Genomic DNA, 16,376 nt, shown 5'->3' on the forward strand with positions numbered 1-16,376 from the left:
GGCCCGAGGGGCGGGACAGGGGGAAATCAGGGGCATGGGGAGTGGCGTTCACACAGGGGCGAGCGCCACTCCCCGTCAGCGGTTCCTGGGGGAGGCGAGCACCTGGAGCGCCTGATCGAGCGCCTGCAGGAAGCGGTTGGTCGTCACGCGGTCGCGCACGGCCAGCCGCAGCCACTGCGGACCGAGCCCCGGGAACGTATCGCCCCGCCGCGCCGCGAACCCCAGCGCCCGCAGCCGCTCCCGCACCTCCGCCGCCCGCTCCAGCCGAACCAGCACGAACGGCCCTTCGGCAGGCTCCGCCACCCGCACTTCGGCGAACTCCATGAGCCCGGCGATCAGATGGGCCCGGTCCACCGCGATACGGTCCGCCGCGGCGGCCGCCTCCACCAGCGCCCGCGGCTCCATGCACGCCTCGGCCGCCGCCAGCGCGGGGGACGACACCGGCCACAGCGGCTGCGCCTCCTGGAGCGTGCCGATGGTCTCCGGGGACGCCAGCACGTAACCGATCCGCAGCCCAGCCAGCCCCCATGTCTTGGTGAGGCTGCGCAGCACGACGAGGCCCGGGACGTCCGTACGTCCGCACAGCGCCTCGCGCTCGCCCGGCACCGCGTCCATGAAGGCCTCGTCGACCACCAACGTCCGCCCGGGGCGTGCCAGTTTCTCCAGTGCGGCCGCCGGATGCAGGACCGACGTCGGATTGGTCGGATTGCCGACCACCACCAGATCCGCCTCCTCGGGCACGGCCGCCGGATCCAGCCGGAAACCGTCCTCTGCGCGCAGCAGCACCCGCCCCACCGTGTGCCCGGCCGCGCGCAACGCCGCCTCGGGCTCGGTGAACTGGGGATGCACGACGACCGGCCGCCGGGCCGGCAGCGCCCGCGCGATCAGCACGAACGCCTCCGCCGCACCCGCCGTCAGCAGGACCCGATCCGCCGGCAGCCCGTGCCGTTCCGCGACCGCGGCCCGCGCACGGCCCCCGTCCGGGTAGGCGGCGAGCGTGGAGAGGGACGCGGTTATTCGCTCCTTCAGCCAGGCCGGGGGCGTATCGGTACGTACGTTGACGGCGAGATCGGTCAGATCCCGGCCGCGGACCTCCACGTCGCCGTGGTGCCGCAGATCGTGCTGTCCGCCTGCGCGGTTGACATCGGGTCTCTCAGTGGGAGTGTGCATGACTTCCAGAGGGTGTGGGGGGCGGGTTCATGACGATGGGGATGGAGCAACGGCAGGACGACTATGTGCCCGGCACCGCACTCGACGCAACGGTCGGATCCGGATGCGCGTGCGAAGCCCGCCGGGCCACCGCACAGGTCACCCTCCCCACCCGCCCCGCGGGGTTCGACTTCCGCTTTGTTACGAGGAGTTCGTCGGCGCGGACGAGAGCCGCCGCCTCCGCGACCGACGCCGAACCGACCGCGGCGAGCACGGCGCCCGACGGGTTCGGTACGGCGACCGCGGCGAGTTCCTGCGCGCTGTACCCGCGTACGGGAACGCCCAGCCGTGCCGCCGCTCCGACGATCCCCGGCTCCTCGGTCTTCGAGTCGAGGGTCGCCAACTCCACGACGTCGCAGGGTGACAGCCCCGCCTCGTGCAGTACGGACGAGACGAGCTCCAGCACCTCACCGGCCGGCGCGCCCCGGCCCGCGCCGACCCCGACGACGAGCAGAACCATGGGGCGAGATCCTTCCGGGAACGGGAGCGGGACAAGGAGCAGCTCCGAGATGCGCGGACCGCGGTCGATCGGCTAGCAAGAGCCCATGGCGGTGTTCGTCGCGCTCGGCGCGTTCCTGATGACTCTGGTGGGCGGTTGGGTCGCCCAGCGCGTCACCGACCGCCGCCACCTGGTGCTCGGCCTCGCGGGCGGACTGATGCTCGGCGTCGTCGGCCTCGACCTGCTGCCGGAAGCGGTCGAGGCCGCGGGCGAGCGCGTATTCGGCGTCCCGGCGGCTCTGCTCCTGTTCGTCGGCGGCTTTCTCCTCGCCCACCTGGTGGAGCGCCTCCTCGCCGTACGCCAGGCGGCACACGGCGCGATCGAATCCAGCGCCGCAGCGCCCGGCGCTTCCACGAGGGGTGGTGGTCGGGAGACGCGCGGGCGTGTGCCGCAGGTCGGGCTGACGGCAGCGGCCGCGATGGTCGGCCACAGTCTGATGGACGGGGTGGCGCTCGGCGCGGCATTCCAGATCGGCGGCGGCATGGGCGCCGCCGTCGCACTGGCCGTCATCACTCATGACTTCGCGGACGGCTTCAACACGTACACCGTCACGAGCCTGTACGGGAATGCGCGGCGCAAGGCCCTGGCGATGCTGTTCGCGGACGCCCTGGCACCGATGGTCGGAGCGGCCACGACGCTGCTGTTCACCCTTCCGGAGGAGTTCCTCGGCTGCTATCTCGGCTTCTTCGGCGGCGCCCTGCTGTACCTCGCCGCCGCCGAGATCCTTCCGGAGGCACACCACGCCCACCCGGCCCGCTCCACACTGCTGTGCACCGTGGTGGGGGTCGCCTTCATCTGGCTGGTGGTGGGCATCGCGGACTGACGGCGTCACACCGCGGCCCTCTCGACGAACCGCCGCGCGACGCCCGGCGCCGAGGCCCAGTGCGTATGCAGATAGCTGGCATGGACGCCCTGCTGCACGAAGCCCTCCACGCGCCGTTCCGGCAGATGCATGCCCCAGGCGGGGGAGGCACCGGCGCCCGGCTCCAGCATCGTGCGGTGGAACTCGTGCCCACGCAGCCGTGTGCCGACCGCGGCCAGCGGACTGTCGGTGAGTGCCACGGCCTCCCGGTAGCCGAGTGTCAGCCGCTTCGACATCCGGCCGTCGGCGTCGAGCACCCCGCACATCGGCAGTCCGTCGAGCGAACGCGAGAGATAGAGCAGCCCGGCACACTCGGCGGCAAGGGGAGCCCCGGCTGCGGCGAGATCGGCAACGGCCTTGCGGAGCGGTTCGTTGGCGGACAGCTCGGGGGCGTACACCTCCGGGAACCCCCCACCGATGACGAGCCCACGGGTGCCCTCGGGCAGCGCTTCGTCCCGCAACGGATCGAACGTCACGACGTCGGCCCCGGCGGCGGTGAGGAGCTCGCTGTGTTCGGCGTAGGAGAACGTGAAGGCGGGTCCTCCGGCCACGGCGACGACGGGGCGGCCACGACCCGGCCCGCCCGGGCCACCGTCCAGCCGTTCCGGGCCACCCTCACCGTCGGCGTCCCTGCCTCCGCCCGCCTCCCGCACGGCCCCCGCCGGATCCCACGCCCCCGACGCGGCAGGCCTCCGCGGTGCCGACCGTGCCAACGCCAAAAGAGCATCCAGGTCACACCCGCTCCGCACCTGCGCCCCCATCGCCGCGACAGCGGCGACCGCGTCGCCCCGTCGCTCGGCCACCGGCACCAGCCCCAGATGGCGCGAGGGCGTGGCCACCTGCTCGGCCCGCCGCAGCACCCCCATCACCGGCACACCGGACTCCTCCAACGCCTCCCGGAGCAACATCTCGTGCCGGTCCGAGCCGACCTTGTTGAGGATCACCCCGCTGATCCGTACCTGCGGATCCCATGAGGCGAAGCCGTGCACCAGCGCCGCCACCGACCGCGACTGCGACGACGCGTCGACGACCAGCACCACCGGAGCCTGCAGCAGCTTCGCGACATGGGCGGTCGACGCCAGTTCGCCCCGTCCGGAGGCCCCGTCGTACAGCCCCATCACCCCCTCGACGATCGCCAGGTCGCACCCACGGGCCCCGTGCGCGAACAACGGAGCGACCAGCTCCGGCCCGCACATGTACGCGTCGAGGTTGCGCCCCGCCCGCCCGGTGGCCAGCGAGTGATAGCCGGGGTCGATGTAGTCGGGCCCGACCTTGTGCGGCGACACGGCGAGGCCGCGCTCCGCGAAGGCCGCCATCAGTCCCGTCGCCACGGTGGTCTTGCCGCTGCCGGAGGCCGGCGCGGCAATCACCAGTCGCGGAATGGTCACCACTCGATGCCCCTCTGGCCCTTCTGGCCGGCGTCCATCGGGTGCTTCACCTTGGACATGTCGGTCACCAGGTCGGCGGCCTCGACGAGCTTCTCCGGGGCGTTGCGTCCGGTGATCACCACATGCTGCGTCCCCGGACGGTTGCGCATCACCTCGACCACCTCGTCGGTGTCGATCCAGCCCCAGTGCATCGGGTACGCGAACTCGTCGAGGACGTACAGCTTGTACGTCTCGGCGGCCAGATCGCGCTTGACCTGCTCCCAGCCCTCGCGGGCCTTCTCCTCGTTGTCCGCGTTGTCGCCGTGCAGGCCGCGCTGGACCCACGACCAGCCCTCGCCCATCTTGTGCCAGGCGACCGTGCCGCCCTCACCGCTCGCGCCGAGGACCTTCAGCGCGTTCTCCTCCCCGACCTTCCACTTCGCCGACTTGACGAACTGGAACACCCCGATCGGCCAGCCCTGGTTCCAGGCGCGCAGCGCGAGCCCGAACGCGGCCGTCGACTTGCCCTTGCCGATACCGGTATGGACGAAGAGCAGCGGACGGTTGCGGCGCTGGCGCGTCGTCAGCCCGTCGTCCGGCACCGTGGTCGGCTGTCCCTGCGGCATTAAGCGGCCCTCCTGTTGGATCCGTTGGTTCCCTGAACGTCCCTGACGAGCCCGGCGATCGAGTCGGCCCGCAGCTCGTCGAGCGTGACGGCGGTGCCCCCGAGATCGCGGGCCAGGGAGCCGGCCAGCCCGAGCCGCACGACCCCCGACTCGCAGTCCACGACGACGGACGCCGTGCCCTCGGCCTCGTGCAGCCGCGCGGCGCGTGCCGCCAGGGCCACCGGCTCCGGACCTCCGGTCGCCCGCCCGTCCGTCACTACGACCAGCAGTGGCCGCCGCGACGGATCGCGCAGCCGCTCCACCCGCAGTACGTCATGTGCCTTCAGCAGTCCGGCCGCGAGGGGAGTGCGCCCACCGGTCGGCAGCGTCTCCAGCCGCGCGGCGGCCGCGTCCACGGACGAGGTGGGCGGCAGTGCCACGTCGGCGCCCCTGCCGCGGAAGGTGATCAGACCGACCTTGTCCCGCCGCTGGTACGCGTCCAGCAGCAGCGACAGCACCGCACCCTTCACGGCGCCCATCCGCTGCCGGGCGGCCATCGACCCGGACGCGTCCACGACGAAAAGAACGAGGTTCCCCTCGCGTCCCTCCCTGGTCGCCTGCCGCAGATCATCCCGCCGCACCACCAACCCCCGGCCCGACCGCCCGCGCGCACGCTGGTGCGGGGCGGCAGCCTGTACGGTCGCGGCGAGATGCAGTTTGCTCAGGGCCCCCTCGGGCCGCCGCGCCCCGGTCGTACGCCCGTGCTCGGTACGCGCCCGGGACCGTCGCCCCGCCGCGCCCTCGCCGAGACCCGGCACGCTCAGCATCTTCGTGCGGAACGGCTCGGCGGCGCGTACGGGCTGCTGCTCGTCACCATCGGCCCGCCGCCCCTGCGAGGGCAGTCCGGGCGTGTCGCCGTTCCCCGCCTCGGGCTGCGGCGGCGTGTCGGGCCCGTCCCCCTGTGGGGGCGGCCCACCCCCACCCGGCCCGTCCGGATCGGGATCGTCCCCGCCCCCGTCCCCTTCACCGCTGTTCTGCTCCAGAGTGTCGTCGAGCTTGTCCTCGTCGAGACCGGGCGCGTCGAACGGATTGCGGCGGCGCCGGTGGGGGAGCGCGAGCAGGGCGGCCTGCCGGACGTCCTCGGCGAGCACGTCGGTACGCCCCGCCCACGCGGCCAGCGCGGTCGCGGTGCGGGCCATCACGATGTCGGCGCGCATCCCGTCGACCTCGAAGGCCGCACAGGTGGCGGCGATCTGCCGCAACGCACGGTCCCCGAGCACCACATGGGGAAGAAGCGCCCGTGCCGCGGCGATCCGCTCCCGCAACTCCCCTTCCTCCTGGGCCCACCGGGCGGCGAACCCGGCCGGATCGTCGTCGTACGCGAGCCGCCGCCGTACGACCTCGACCCGTTGATCGGTGTCGCGTGACGCGGAGACCTCGACGGTCAGCCCGAACCGGTCGAGCAACTGCGGCCGCAGCTCGCCCTCTTCGGGGTTCATCGTTCCGACGAGCAGGAACCGCGCGGCATGCCGTACGGAGACGCCTTCGCGTTCCACGTACGAGGCACCCATGGCCGCCGCGTCCAGCAGCAGATCCACCAGGTGGTCATGGAGCAGGTTGACCTCGTCGACGTACAGGATTCCGCGATGCGCATCGGCGAGGAGCCCCGGCTCGAACGCCTTGACCCCCTCGGCGAGTGCCCGCTCGATGTCGAGCGCCCCGACGAGCCGGTCCTCGGAGGCGCCCACCGGAAGCTCCACGGTCCGCGCCGCCCGCGACACGCCGCTCCCCGCCTCGTGGGGACCATCGGGACACGCCGGATCGGGTGACACCGGGTCACACGAGAACCGGCAGCCGGAGACGACATCGACCTCGGGCATGAGCGCGGCGAGCGCCCGCACGGCGGTGGACTTGGCGGTCCCCTTCTCCCCACGCACGAGCACACCGCCGACAGCGGGCGATACGGCGTTCAGCAACAATCCGAGCCGCAGATCGTCCTGCCCGACGATGGCAGTAAAGGGATACGGGGTACTCACAAAGCCTCCTTGACGACGTCATCCATCCGCGGGCCGCATTCCAGCCCGTCCGGCGTTTGAGGATCGGGGTCCGGGGCGGAGCCCCGGTTACGGGAAGGGGCGGGGCGGGGAGGAAAGCCCGCCGCAGGCGTTCCCCTCACGCCAACCCCCCAGCCACCCCGGGCTCGTCAGCGCGACGTGCACCAGCCACAACACCGCCCCCTCGGGCCGCCGGCACCTCCGGTGCCCCAGGGCCCACGAACGGCAATCCCTCCGGCACCCCCGCCTCGATCAGCCGCATCAACGCCCCCGTATCCGCATGCTCCTCGATCAAGTCCCCCAGACGGTCCAGCTGTTCTTCCCGCAGCGCGCCGAAACTCGTGTCCGGCGCCGGCACGAACCGCCGCCCCGCCGCTGCCGCGACCTCCACCAGGAACCGACGCCGGAACGCATCGCTCTCCAGCGACCCGTGCCAGTGCGTCCCCCACACCACGCCGACCCGGCACCCGTCCAGGAACGGCTCGCCGCCCCGCACATCGGCGACCCCGTGGTGGATCTCGTACCCCTCCACCGGCTCCCCGAGCGCTGTACCGACCGGTCGGGCGAGGGTCTTCTCGCGGTCGAACCGGATCCGCACCGGCAGCAGTCCGAGCCCGTCGACCCGCCCCGCCCGCGACTCCACCTCGTCCTCGATCCGCTCCGCGAGCACCTGGAACCCGCCACAGATGCCGAGCACCGGACGCCCCTGCGCCGCCCGCCGCAGCAGCGCGTCGGCCAGCCCCCGTTCCCGCAGCCAGGCCAGCGCCTTCACCGTCCCGCGCGTGCCGGGCACGATCACCAGATCCGCGTCGGCCAGCTCCTCCGGCCGGTCCACGAACCGGACCACGACACCCGGTTCGGCGGCCAGCGCGTCCACATCGGTGAAGTTAGACATCAGCGGTACGGCGCACACCGCGACCCGCAGCACGTCCTCGCCGTGCGGCGGCGCGACGACCGACTCGCGTACGGCCCCGCGCAGCGAGACCCGCAGTCCGTCCTCCTCGTCGATGCCCAGGCCGTGGGCGAACGGCAGCACTCCGTACGTCTGTCGCCCGGTCAGCCCGTGCAGCATGTCGAGACCCGGCTCCAGGAGCGACACGTCGCCGCGGAACTTGTTGACCAGATAGCCGGCGATCAGCGCCTGGTCCTCGGCGCTGAGCAGTGCCGTCGTGCCGAAGAACGAGGCGAAGACGCCACCGCGGTCGATGTCGCCGACGACGACGACGGGGAACCGCGCGGCCCGCGCGATCCCCATGTTCACGATGTCGGTACGCCGCAGATTGATCTCGGCCGGGCTGCCCGCCCCCTCGCAGATCACGGCGTCATAGGCGCCCCGAAGCTGCTCCAGGCAGTCCACGACCGTACCGAGCAGGGATTCCTGCCGCCCCCCGTGGTAACCGCGCGCGCTCATCTCGCCCACCGGCCTGCCCATCAGGACGACCTGACTGGAACGGTCGCTGCCGGGCTTGAGCAGCACCGGGTTCATCAGCGCGGTCGGTTCCACCCGGGCGGCCTGCGCCTGCATCGCCTGCGCGCGTCCGATCTCCGCGCCCTCGCGGGTGACGAACGAGTTCAGCGACATGTTCTGCGCCTTGAACGGCGCGACCTTCACGCCCTGGCGCACCAGCCACCGGCAGATGCCTGCCGTGACGACGCTCTTGCCCGCGTCCGACGTGGTTCCGGCGACCAGCAGTCCGCCGCTCATTTCCCGCTCCGTCCCGCGGCCGGACGCCGCCCCGAGGGCGACCACCGTCCCGCGATCAGCCGGCCCGCCGCGCACACGCCGAGGGCCAGCACCCCCACCCGGCGCGACAGCCGCACCGCGCGCTCGATGTCCCCGGTCTCCACCGCACGGCCGGTCGCGCCGTTCAGTACCGGCCGGTGCTCGACACGTCCGCCGTACGCGAGGGTCCCGCCGAGCCGTACGCCGAGCGCCCCCGCGAACGAGGCCTCCACCGGACCGGCGTTGGGGCTCGGATGCCTGCCCGCGTCCGCCCGCCAGGCCCGCAACGCTCGACGTGGCTGCCCCCCGGCAACCCCGGCGAGCACGGCGGTGAGCCGGGCGCCGGGCCAGCCCACGACGTCGTCCAGGCGGGCCGAGGCCCAGCCGTAGCGCAGATGGCGGGGCGACTTGTGCCCGACCATCGCGTCGAGGGTGTTGACGGCGCGGAAGGCGACGAGTCCGGGCACGCCACCCAGCGCGCCCCACACCAGCGCGCCGACCACCGCGTCCGAGGTGTTCTCGGCCACGGACTCCACCACGGCGCGCGCGATCTGCGGCCCGTCGAGGGAGTGCGGGTCGCGCCCGCACAGATGGGGGAGCCGCTCCCGGGCCAGCTCGATGTCACCGGCGGCGAGCGCGCCGCCGATGGCGCGCGCCTCGCGACCCAGCGAGGTGCCGCCGACGACGGACCAGGTGGCGGCCGCGGTCAGGGCGACGGAGGCGGCGGGATGACGGCGTACAACACGGGCGGCCAGCGCGGCTCCACCCGCAGCGCCTCCGGCGCAGACCAGGGTGTGCAGGGCGCCCCACCCGCGGTGGTCGCGCCACAGACGCCGTTCGACGCCCGCCGCGGCCCGCCCGAAGGCGGCGACCGGATGCCCCCGGCGGGGATCACCGAGCAGCAGATCGCCGATCAGGCCGGCGGCGGCGCCGTACGCGAAGATGCGGTCGGCTCGCACGGCTCAGCCGGCCGCACTGCCTCGAAGGACCTTCGTACAGCCGACTCCTGGTGGGAGCGGCACAGAAACGGCGGACGCACGGCAGCCGGGCATGGCGATATGTCCTCACTCAGGGTCCGCGCCCTGGTTCGACGTGACCGGCGGCGAGAGTCTCCTGGCTCCCGGATCCGCAGTTCCCCCGGCCTTCCAGCCCGCATGCGCGAGCCGTGACTTCCGGTGTGGGGGACTGCTCCCCGGTGACAGTGGCGGGACCGCGCCGGATTCGCACCGGCTTCCTCTGCTGTCGCCGTAAATGGCTCCGGCAGTCCACCACGCTCCGCGAACGCCCGTCAACCTGGCGTTGACCTGCGGCGGTGCAGTGTGCGCAGACGCACATCGGGCCGGACACACGCGAGGTGTGTCCGGCCCGATGGGGGAGCGCGGGAAGGGGCTCAGGCGACGATCAGATAGATCCCGTACGCGACCGCGGCCGCGCAGAGCCCGAAGCAGAGGTACGCACCCGCACGGGCGAGCATCAGGGAGCCTCCGGTGGAGCCGCCCTGCGCGGCCGGTTCGGGCTGCTTGGAGAGGCCGACGATGCCCAGGGTGAAGAGGCCCACCAGCGCGACGGTGACGACGAGCGAGACGCCGAAAACGGAGCCGAGAGCTGCCCAGTCGATGTTCATGGTGATCTGTCCTTACACCGTGGCGGGCCGCGCCGGATCGGCGGCGACGGTTCCGGGCTGGGCCGGGATGGTGGTCTTGAGGTCCGTGGTCGTGTCCACTGCCGGGGCGACCGCGACCGCGACCGCGACCGCGGCCGCCCCGGCGGGCGGCGGCGGGGTGACGGCCGCGATGGCGGTGGTGATGACACCCGCCGGTTCGGCGTCCTCGCCGGTGGGCGCGACATCGTCGTGCCCGACCGGCTTGCGCCGGGACAGCAGCCAGATCGCTCCGGAGCCCGCGACGAGCAGGACGGCGACGACGGCGACACCCCAGGTGCCTTGCTTGGTGAGGAACTCCGCGCCCGCGCCGACCAGACCCGCGGCCGGCAGGGTCAGACCCCAGGCGACGAACATCCGGGTGGCGGTGGACCAGCGGACCACACCGCCCCGGCGGCCGAGCCCCGCACCCATCACGGCGCCGGAGCATGACTGGGTGGTGGAGAGGGAGAAGCCGAGGTGCGAGGAGGCCAGGATGACCGTGGCCGCGCTGGTCTGGGCGGCGAAGCCCTGCGGCGGCTTGAGCTCGGTGAGGCCGCTGCCCATGGTGCGGATGATGCGCCAGCCGCCCAGGTAGGTGCCGAGTGCGATGGCCAGACCGGCGGAGACGATGACCCAGACCGGCGGGTTCGAGCCGGGGGACAGGACGCCACCGGTGACCAGGGCCAGGGTGATGATGCCCATGGTCTTCTGCGCGTCGTTGGTGCCGTGGGCGAGCGAGACCAGTCCGGCCGAGGCGATCTGGCCGGCCCGGTAGCCCTTGGCGGTGGCCTTCTCCTGGGCGTCGTTACGGATCCCGCCGCCGATCCGGTAGGTCAGCCTGGTCGCCAGCAGTGCGGCGAGACCGGCGACGACCGGGGCGGCGACCGCGGGAAGCAGCACCTTGGTGACGACGGTGCCGCCGTCGACCGAGGACCAGCCGGCCGACATCACCGCGGCGCCGATCAGGCCGCCGAAGAGTGCGTGGGACGAACTGGACGGCAGGCCGACCAGCCAGGTCAGCAGATTCCACAGAATGGCGCCGACGAGGGCCGCGAAGATGACTTCTGTCCGCAGCCCGTCCTCGTTGATGATCCCGCCGGAGATCGTTTTGGCGACCTCCACCGACAGGAACGCGCCGACGAGGTTGAGAGCGGCGGACATGGCCACCGCTGTCTTGGGTTTGAGGGCACCGGTCGAGATGGTGGTCGCCATCGCGTTCGCGGTGTCATGGAAACCGTTCGTGAAATCGAACACTAGAGCTGTCACGATCACAATCGCGAGGAGCAGCGTGATGTGTTCCATTTACCCAGGCAATCGTTCGACGTCATTGGCACGTGGAACGTAGGCAACCTGGGTGAACGGAAGATGAACTGGGCGGGGCCCTGTGGTGACTCCAAACGGAGTTGAGCCGTTCTCTTTGTCGGACCACCGACAGTCGATGCGGGGCGCAGCGCCTGCCGTGGCCGGATTTCGCCTCTCCCGCCCCGCGTCGCGCCCCGTGATCCGGGGTCGGGAAACCTCCGAAAAGAGATGTGGGTCACCCGCGGGCCTGCTGCCGCGACGGCCCCGCTGACAGGATTCCCCCATGAGCGATCATCACGAGGGCGCACGCGACGGGCGTAACGGTCATAACGGGCATGACGCGAACGGTGCGCGCGACGCGATCGAGCAGGCCTGGAACGGTGTCGTCGCCACCGCCCGCAGGACCGCGGCGGAGGGCCTGGTCGTCGGTACCTCGGGCAATGTGTCGGCGCGGGTCGGCGACCTCGTCCTGGTCACGCCGAGCGGTGTGCCGTACGACCGGCTCGGCCCCGGCGACACCGTGGCCGTCGACCTCCACGGCAACCAGGTGCTCGGCGTCCTTGCCCCGACCAGCGAACTCCCGCTCCACCTGGCGGTCTACCGCCACACCGACGCCGCCGCCGTCGTGCACACTCACGCCGTGCACGCCACGGCCGTCTCCACCCTCGTCCCCGAGGTCCCGCTGGTGCACTACGCCGCTGCCATGCTCGGCGGCCCCGTCCGTACTGCGGCCTATGCGCGCTACGGAACGCAGGAGCTGGCCGAGCACATGCTGGCCGCCCTGCGCGACCGCACGGGCTGTCTGCTCCGCAACCACGGAACGGTCACCTACGGATCCACCCTCGACCAGGCCTACGACCGCACCGCTCAGCTGGAATGGATGTGCAGGCTCTGGCTCACCGCGAGCTCGGTACCCGGCCACACCCCGTCCCTGCTCTCCCTCGCTCAGCTGCGCGACGTGCAGGACGCCCTGAAGGGGTACGGACAACCCGGCTGACCGGGAGCGGGCGGCCCGGCGAGCCGCCGGACGGCCCCCGTCCACTGGCCGGGCACGGCACACCCTCCGACACTGAAGGAGTGCGCCCGGCTACAGCGACGGCAGCAGCCGTCACCACCATCCTCGGCGTCGGCGCGGCAGCGGTCGTGGCCGGCCGGTACGCCAGCGACGTTGCCCTGAGGGCGCCGTCCGGACGTCCGCTCCCCGCCGACCGGAAACTCACCGTGCACGCCACGGCGGCCGGACAGGTCACACTGACCCGCTCCTTCGCCGCGCTCCGGCCCGGTACGTACGGACTGGTGGGCGACGGCGTCCAGGCCGTCGTCGGCCCGGTCATCGAGCAGGCACCGCACGCCGCCGACGCCGTCGTACGCAGACTGGAACGCGTCGACGACGGCAGCCTGGAACCCGGCGCCCAGGTCCGGATCACCCCCGCGCTGTACAGCGGCGACCCCGGCACGGCACTCGGCCTCGACCACAGGGACGTCGAGATCCCCGGTGAGCTCGGCATCCTGCCCGCCTGGTTCGTGCCCGGCCCCCGGGACACCTGGGTCATCACCGTGCACGGCCTCGGCACCACCCGCGAACACCCCATGAACATCATGGAGTTCCTGCACCGGCTGCGGCTGCCGGTCCTCGGTCTGGCCTACCGCGGCGACCCCGGAGCCCCGCGCTCCCCGGACGGACTCGCCCACCTCGGCGAGTCCGAATGGCGCGACCTGGACGCGGCCGTCCGCTTCGCCTTGCGGTACGGCGCCGAGAAGGTCGTCCTGCACGGCTGGTCCACCGGCGCCACCATGGCGCTGCACGCGGCCGTCAACTCCGCGCTCCGCGAGCGGATCTGCGGCCTCGTCCTGGACTCCCCGGTGCTCGACTGGGCCACCACCCTGCGCGCCCTCGCCACCGCCCGCGGCGTCCCGGCCCCGCTGCTGCCGCTCGCCCTGCGCGCCGCCCAGGGCCAGACCGGTCTGCGCGGCTCCCGGCTCCTCGACACCTCCCTCCCGCAGGCCCTGCACGTCCCGACGCTGATCTTCCACGGCCCCGACGACACCCTGGCCCCCTGGCAGCCGAGCCGGGAGCTCGCCGAGCGCCGTCCCGACCTGGTCGCCCTGCATCCCGTACCGCAGGCTCCGCATGCGGCGATGTGGAATGCCGATCCGGCCCGTTACGAAGAGGCGCTGCGGCGCTTTTTGACGCCGCTGATGTGAGCTGATGCGAGGGATCGGACGGTTGGTACCGGCCGGGCCCGCAGCCCCCTTCCGCCGCGAATCCGGGTTCCGTTTGGGCTTTCGGGCCGTCAGAGGCAAGACTGCTCCCCGTGACGTCCCGTACCCCGCGCGACTCCAGGCTGCGACTTGTCCGCCCGCGACCCCTTGCCACCGCCCGCAAGGCCGTGACCACCCGGCGCACCAGGCCGGCCCCGCGCCCGCCCGAGGGCACCCCGCCCCGTGCGGAACTGGCCCGCCAGGCCAGGGCCGCGCTCGCCGACGCCGTACGGATCGCCCGCTGGGCCGCCGACGGCGCGAGCCCCGGCACGGCCCCGCTCGCCGCCCACGCTCTCGAACGGGCTGCGACCGCAATGGAATTGTCCCCGGCACAGGTCCGCTCCGGCTGGGACCGGGCCCGCCTGGCCGGCCTCGTCGAACTCCATGGCGAGACCGCACGCCCCGGCTGGCGGCTGCGCGCCTGGGACCGTGACGACTCCGCCGTGCTCCGTGGCTGGGTGGCGCTCTTCGACGCCTGGTCGCTCGTCCACCCGGCGCCCGAGGGCATCGATTCCACCGCGGTCGCCGAGGCCGTCGAGGCCGTACCCCAGGTGCTCTCCCTCCTGCAGCTCTCGGCGGGCCCGGTCACCGTGCCCGCCCTCCTCGATCTCCTCGGCCAGCGCGTCGCCGAACTCCACGAGGAGCGCTGCGAGGTGCCGTACGGACCGGAGGCACCGGCCGAACCCGCTCCCACCGCGCACCCCGCCGCCCTGGTCGCGCTGCTCCTCGACTGGGCGCTGGAGGGACTGGCCGCCGTCGGCGCACTCACGCTCGGCGTCGGCCATGCCACCCTCACCCCGCTCGGCAACTGGGCGGTCTGGGTCAAGCTGGAACAGATCTGCGTCGCCGCCCAGAGCCCGGCCGGGAACATCGAGCAGTCCGCCGCCGACATGCTGCTCGGCTGCGCCCGGCTCACCCCCGGACCGGCTCGCGCCGAATACCGCGCCTGGCTGGCCGCCCGCCCCGTCGGCAGCGCCGTCGCCGAACTGCTCGCCGTCGCCCGCGGCGAGGACGCACTGCTGCGCGGACTCGCCTTCGAGGCGCTCCGGGTCGTCGGCGCCCCCGCCGAGCCAGTGGTGCGCTCCGTCGTCACCGACCCCTCACTGCGCCCGTACGCGCTGCTCTGGCTGGCCGAGTACGACGGAACCGACCCCGAGGACGCCCAGGAGGTCCTCAGCCGCGAGGAAGCCACCTGGCTCTGGGTCGACACCGCGGCGGCCGTCGCCGACCACGGCGAGACGGCACTGCTGATCCGTCATCTCGACTCCGCCGTCCAGGGCACGGTGCCGGCGCTGCTGGACGAGGTCCGGGCCGTCGGCCACCCGCGCACCGTCCAGGTGCTGGTGGCGCTGGCCGCCGCCCATCCGGACCCCGCGCTGGCCAAGGCCGTCCGCCGGGCCGCCTTCCAGGTGCACACCGGCGGCGCGTAGGAATCAAGAGGAGCGCCCGGGGACGCGCACGCGGTCAGTCCGCGGACCCCGGGGCGTACGTCCCGAAGCTCCACACGTTGCCCTCCGCGTCACGCGCCATGTAGTCGCGCGACCCGTAGTCCTGATCCGTGGGCGGCATCAGGATCTCCACCCCGTACTCCACGGCCCGCGCATGGTGCGCATCGACCTCGTCCACCACGACGTACACCCCGCTCGGTCCCGCATCCGCCATCGCCTTGGCGAAGGTCCCCCCGCGCCCCTTGGAGCCCAGCATCACCCTGCCGTTGCCGCAGGACAGCTCCGCGTGCAGCACCGTGCCGTTCGCGCCCTCGTACACCGCTTCCTCGGTGAACCCCAGCCCCTCCGTCAGCGTCCTGATCGCGGCCTTCGCGTCGTTGTACAGAATCGTCGGATAGATCGTCGGAACCCCGGCCGGTGCGCCCGCCATGGCGCTCACCTCTTTCCACTGTCCATTGTGATCCGCGTCTCAGTCTTCCGTCGGCCACCGGCGGTGGCCGGCTCACCGGAAGGTGTTGCAGTCGGCCATGTCGCCGCTGCGGAAGCCGGTGGTGAACCACTGCTGCCGCTGCGCCGCCGAGCCGTGCGTCCAGGACTCCGGTGTGACCCAGCCCTGGAACTTCTCCTGGATCCGGTCGTCGCCCACCGCGGCGGCCGCGTCGAGCCCGTCCCGGATGTCCGCCTGCGTCAGCGAGGTGATCAGCGGCCGCCCGGTCGACTCGTCCGGCGTGGTCGTCGCGTGGTGCGCCCAGACCCCGGCATAGCAGTCCGCCTGCAGCTCCACCTTCACGGCGTTGCTGACGATCCGGTCGGTGAACAGAACCGTCCTCGCGTCGCCGTACCGAGCGCCCCGGCGGGCGAACTCCTGGCGCCAGAAGTCCTGCACGCTGTTGACCACGGCGACGGTGCGGCAGTCGTCCCTGGCGTTCGCGTCCTGACCGGTCCGGCAGCTCTGCTCGACCTGCGCCGCCGACGACGCGGTCGCCGTCGTACCCGAGTCGCCCGACGAAAGGCCCAGCTGGTCCGGGCCGACACCGAAGAGCAGCCCCAGGATCAGGGCGATGAGTCCGGCGATACCGCCGCCCACCGTCGCCTTTCCTCCGAGGATCCGGCTGCCCCGTACGTCACTGACCTCGGACGTGTCCAGATCGGCGTCGTCGTCGAACTGCATGGGGCCACCACTTCTCCGGTCCGGCCGCGGCTGCCTCACCGCACTGCGCCGAGTATCGGATAGTTCACACCGCTATGCCTGTTCTGGTGGCCGGATGGAGGCAGGGGGGCGGCGCCGGAGGGCATCCTGGGCGAGTGATCGGCAAATGCCGTAGGAGCATGCGGAAAAGCAGTTGCACACCGCCAGTAGAATGGCCCGTATGGCAATTCTCCTTGTGCATGAGTAGCGGCGT

13 protein-coding genes, 2 pseudogenes and 1 riboswitch are annotated in these 16,376 nt (G+C 72.6%); of the genes and pseudogenes, 4 read left to right on the plus strand and 11 right to left on the minus strand.

Annotation, left to right across the window (positions count from 1 at the left end; genetic code table 11):
- Positions 1-75 precede the first annotated feature (75 nt).
- Positions 76-1,170 carry an Rv2231c family pyridoxal phosphate-dependent protein CobC gene (gene cobC / locus OG972_RS31070; RefSeq protein WP_266987081.1) on the minus strand — a complete coding sequence of 365 codons (1,095 nt, stop codon included), beginning with the start codon at positions 1,168-1,170 and terminating at the stop codon, positions 76-78.
- Between the two features lie 118 nt (positions 1,171-1,288).
- A pseudogene (locus OG972_RS31075) lies at positions 1,289-1,660 on the minus strand (cobalamin biosynthesis protein); the annotation flags it as partial.
- Positions 1,661-1,754: 94 nt separating this feature from the next.
- On the opposite strand from OG972_RS31075, the gene OG972_RS31080 reads away from it, so the two are divergent.
- A complete protein-coding gene (locus OG972_RS31080) occupies positions 1,755-2,531 on the plus strand; it encodes a ZIP family metal transporter (RefSeq protein ID WP_266987083.1) in 777 nt (258 codons plus the stop codon).
- Between the two features lie 5 nt (positions 2,532-2,536).
- On the opposite strand, the gene OG972_RS31085 is transcribed toward OG972_RS31080, so the two are convergent.
- The 7 genes and pseudogenes from OG972_RS31085 to OG972_RS31115 form a co-directional block, all read right to left on the minus strand.
- Positions 2,537-3,961: a cobyrinate a,c-diamide synthase gene (locus OG972_RS31085; protein WP_266987085.1), complete on the minus strand. Its 1,425-nt coding sequence runs from the start codon at positions 3,959-3,961 to the stop codon at positions 2,537-2,539.
- A complete protein-coding gene (gene cobO / locus OG972_RS31090) occupies positions 3,955-4,563 on the minus strand; it encodes a cob(I)yrinic acid a,c-diamide adenosyltransferase (protein ID WP_030920034.1) in 609 nt (202 codons plus the stop codon). Before cobO ends, OG972_RS31085 begins: the two co-directional genes overlap by 7 nt.
- Positions 4,563-6,578: a putative cobaltochelatase gene (locus tag OG972_RS31095; protein WP_266987088.1), complete on the minus strand. Its 2,016-nt coding sequence runs from the start codon at positions 6,576-6,578 to the stop codon at positions 4,563-4,565. Before OG972_RS31095 ends, cobO begins: the two co-directional genes overlap by 1 nt.
- Positions 6,575-8,301: pseudogene (locus tag OG972_RS31100) on the minus strand (cobyric acid synthase). Before OG972_RS31100 ends, OG972_RS31095 begins: the two are co-directional and overlap by 4 nt.
- Complete coding sequence (locus OG972_RS31105) at positions 8,298-9,278, minus strand: cobalamin biosynthesis protein (RefSeq protein ID WP_266987090.1); 981 nt, start codon at positions 9,276-9,278, stop codon at positions 8,298-8,300. Before OG972_RS31105 ends, OG972_RS31100 begins: the two are co-directional and overlap by 4 nt.
- Before the next feature lie 147 nt (positions 9,279-9,425).
- A riboswitch (cobalamin riboswitch) is annotated at positions 9,426-9,557 on the minus strand.
- Positions 9,558-9,709: 152 nt separating this feature from the next.
- Complete coding sequence (locus OG972_RS31110; RefSeq protein WP_266987092.1) at positions 9,710-9,943, minus strand: hypothetical protein; 234 nt, start codon at positions 9,941-9,943, stop codon at positions 9,710-9,712.
- Positions 9,944-9,955: 12 nt separating this feature from the next.
- A complete protein-coding gene (locus OG972_RS31115) occupies positions 9,956-11,263 on the minus strand; it encodes an inorganic phosphate transporter (RefSeq protein WP_266987093.1) in 1,308 nt (435 codons plus the stop codon).
- Positions 11,264-11,546: 283 nt separating this feature from the next.
- Here OG972_RS31115 and OG972_RS31120 point away from each other — a divergent pair, with 283 nt between their 5' ends.
- The 3 genes from OG972_RS31120 (at position 11,547) to OG972_RS31130 (ending at position 14,955) form a co-directional block, all read left to right on the plus strand.
- On the plus strand, positions 11,547-12,260 hold the full coding sequence (locus tag OG972_RS31120) for a class II aldolase/adducin family protein (protein WP_266987095.1): 714 nt from the start codon (positions 11,547-11,549) through the stop codon (positions 12,258-12,260).
- A gap of 80 nt (positions 12,261-12,340) precedes the next feature.
- Positions 12,341-13,468 carry an alpha/beta hydrolase gene (locus OG972_RS31125; RefSeq protein WP_266987097.1) on the plus strand — a complete coding sequence of 376 codons (1,128 nt, stop codon included), beginning with the start codon at positions 12,341-12,343 and terminating at the stop codon, positions 13,466-13,468.
- 185 nt (positions 13,469-13,653) lie between these two features.
- Positions 13,654-14,955, plus strand: a complete 1,302-nt coding sequence (locus OG972_RS31130) for a hypothetical protein (protein WP_266990813.1) — start codon at positions 13,654-13,656, stop codon at positions 14,953-14,955.
- 34 nt (positions 14,956-14,989) lie between these two features.
- Here the strand turns inward: OG972_RS31130 and OG972_RS31135 are convergent, their stop codons facing one another.
- Positions 14,990-15,403 carry a VOC family protein gene (locus OG972_RS31135; protein WP_266987099.1) on the minus strand — a complete coding sequence of 138 codons (414 nt, stop codon included), beginning with the start codon at positions 15,401-15,403 and terminating at the stop codon, positions 14,990-14,992.
- Between the two features lie 72 nt (positions 15,404-15,475).
- Positions 15,476-16,144: a neutral zinc metallopeptidase gene (locus OG972_RS31140; RefSeq protein WP_266987101.1), complete on the minus strand. Its 669-nt coding sequence runs from the start codon at positions 16,142-16,144 to the stop codon at positions 15,476-15,478.
- Between the last annotated feature and the right edge of the window lie 232 nt (positions 16,145-16,376).

The organism is Streptomyces sp. NBC_01669 (assembly GCF_026339735.1).
Lineage (GTDB): Bacteria > Actinomycetota > Actinomycetes > Streptomycetales > Streptomycetaceae > Streptomyces > Streptomyces yanii.

What these genes read in the sequence shown, in the direction of transcription:
- OG972_RS31135 (WP_266987099.1), bottom strand. Translation starts at nt 15,403, where the DNA reads ATGGCGGGCGCACCGGCCGGGGTTCCGACGATCTATCCGACGATTCTG.
- OG972_RS31140 (WP_266987101.1), bottom strand. Translation starts at nt 16,144, where the DNA reads ATGCAGTTCGACGACGACGCCGATCTGGACACGTCCGAGGTCAGTGAC.
- OG972_RS31080 (WP_266987083.1), top strand. Translation starts at nt 1,755, where the DNA reads ATGGCGGTGTTCGTCGCGCTCGGCGCGTTCCTGATGACTCTGGTGGGC.
- cobO (WP_030920034.1), bottom strand. Translation starts at nt 4,563, where the DNA reads ATGCCGCAGGGACAGCCGACCACGGTGCCGGACGACGGGCTGACGACG.
- OG972_RS31110 (WP_266987092.1), bottom strand. Translation starts at nt 9,943, where the DNA reads ATGAACATCGACTGGGCAGCTCTCGGCTCCGTTTTCGGCGTCTCGCTC.
- OG972_RS31115 (WP_266987093.1), bottom strand. Translation starts at nt 11,263, where the DNA reads ATGGAACACATCACGCTGCTCCTCGCGATTGTGATCGTGACAGCTCTA.
- cobC (WP_266987081.1), bottom strand. Translation starts at nt 1,170, where the DNA reads ATGCACACTCCCACTGAGAGACCCGATGTCAACCGCGCAGGCGGACAG.
- OG972_RS31120 (WP_266987095.1), top strand. Translation starts at nt 11,547, where the DNA reads ATGAGCGATCATCACGAGGGCGCACGCGACGGGCGTAACGGTCATAAC.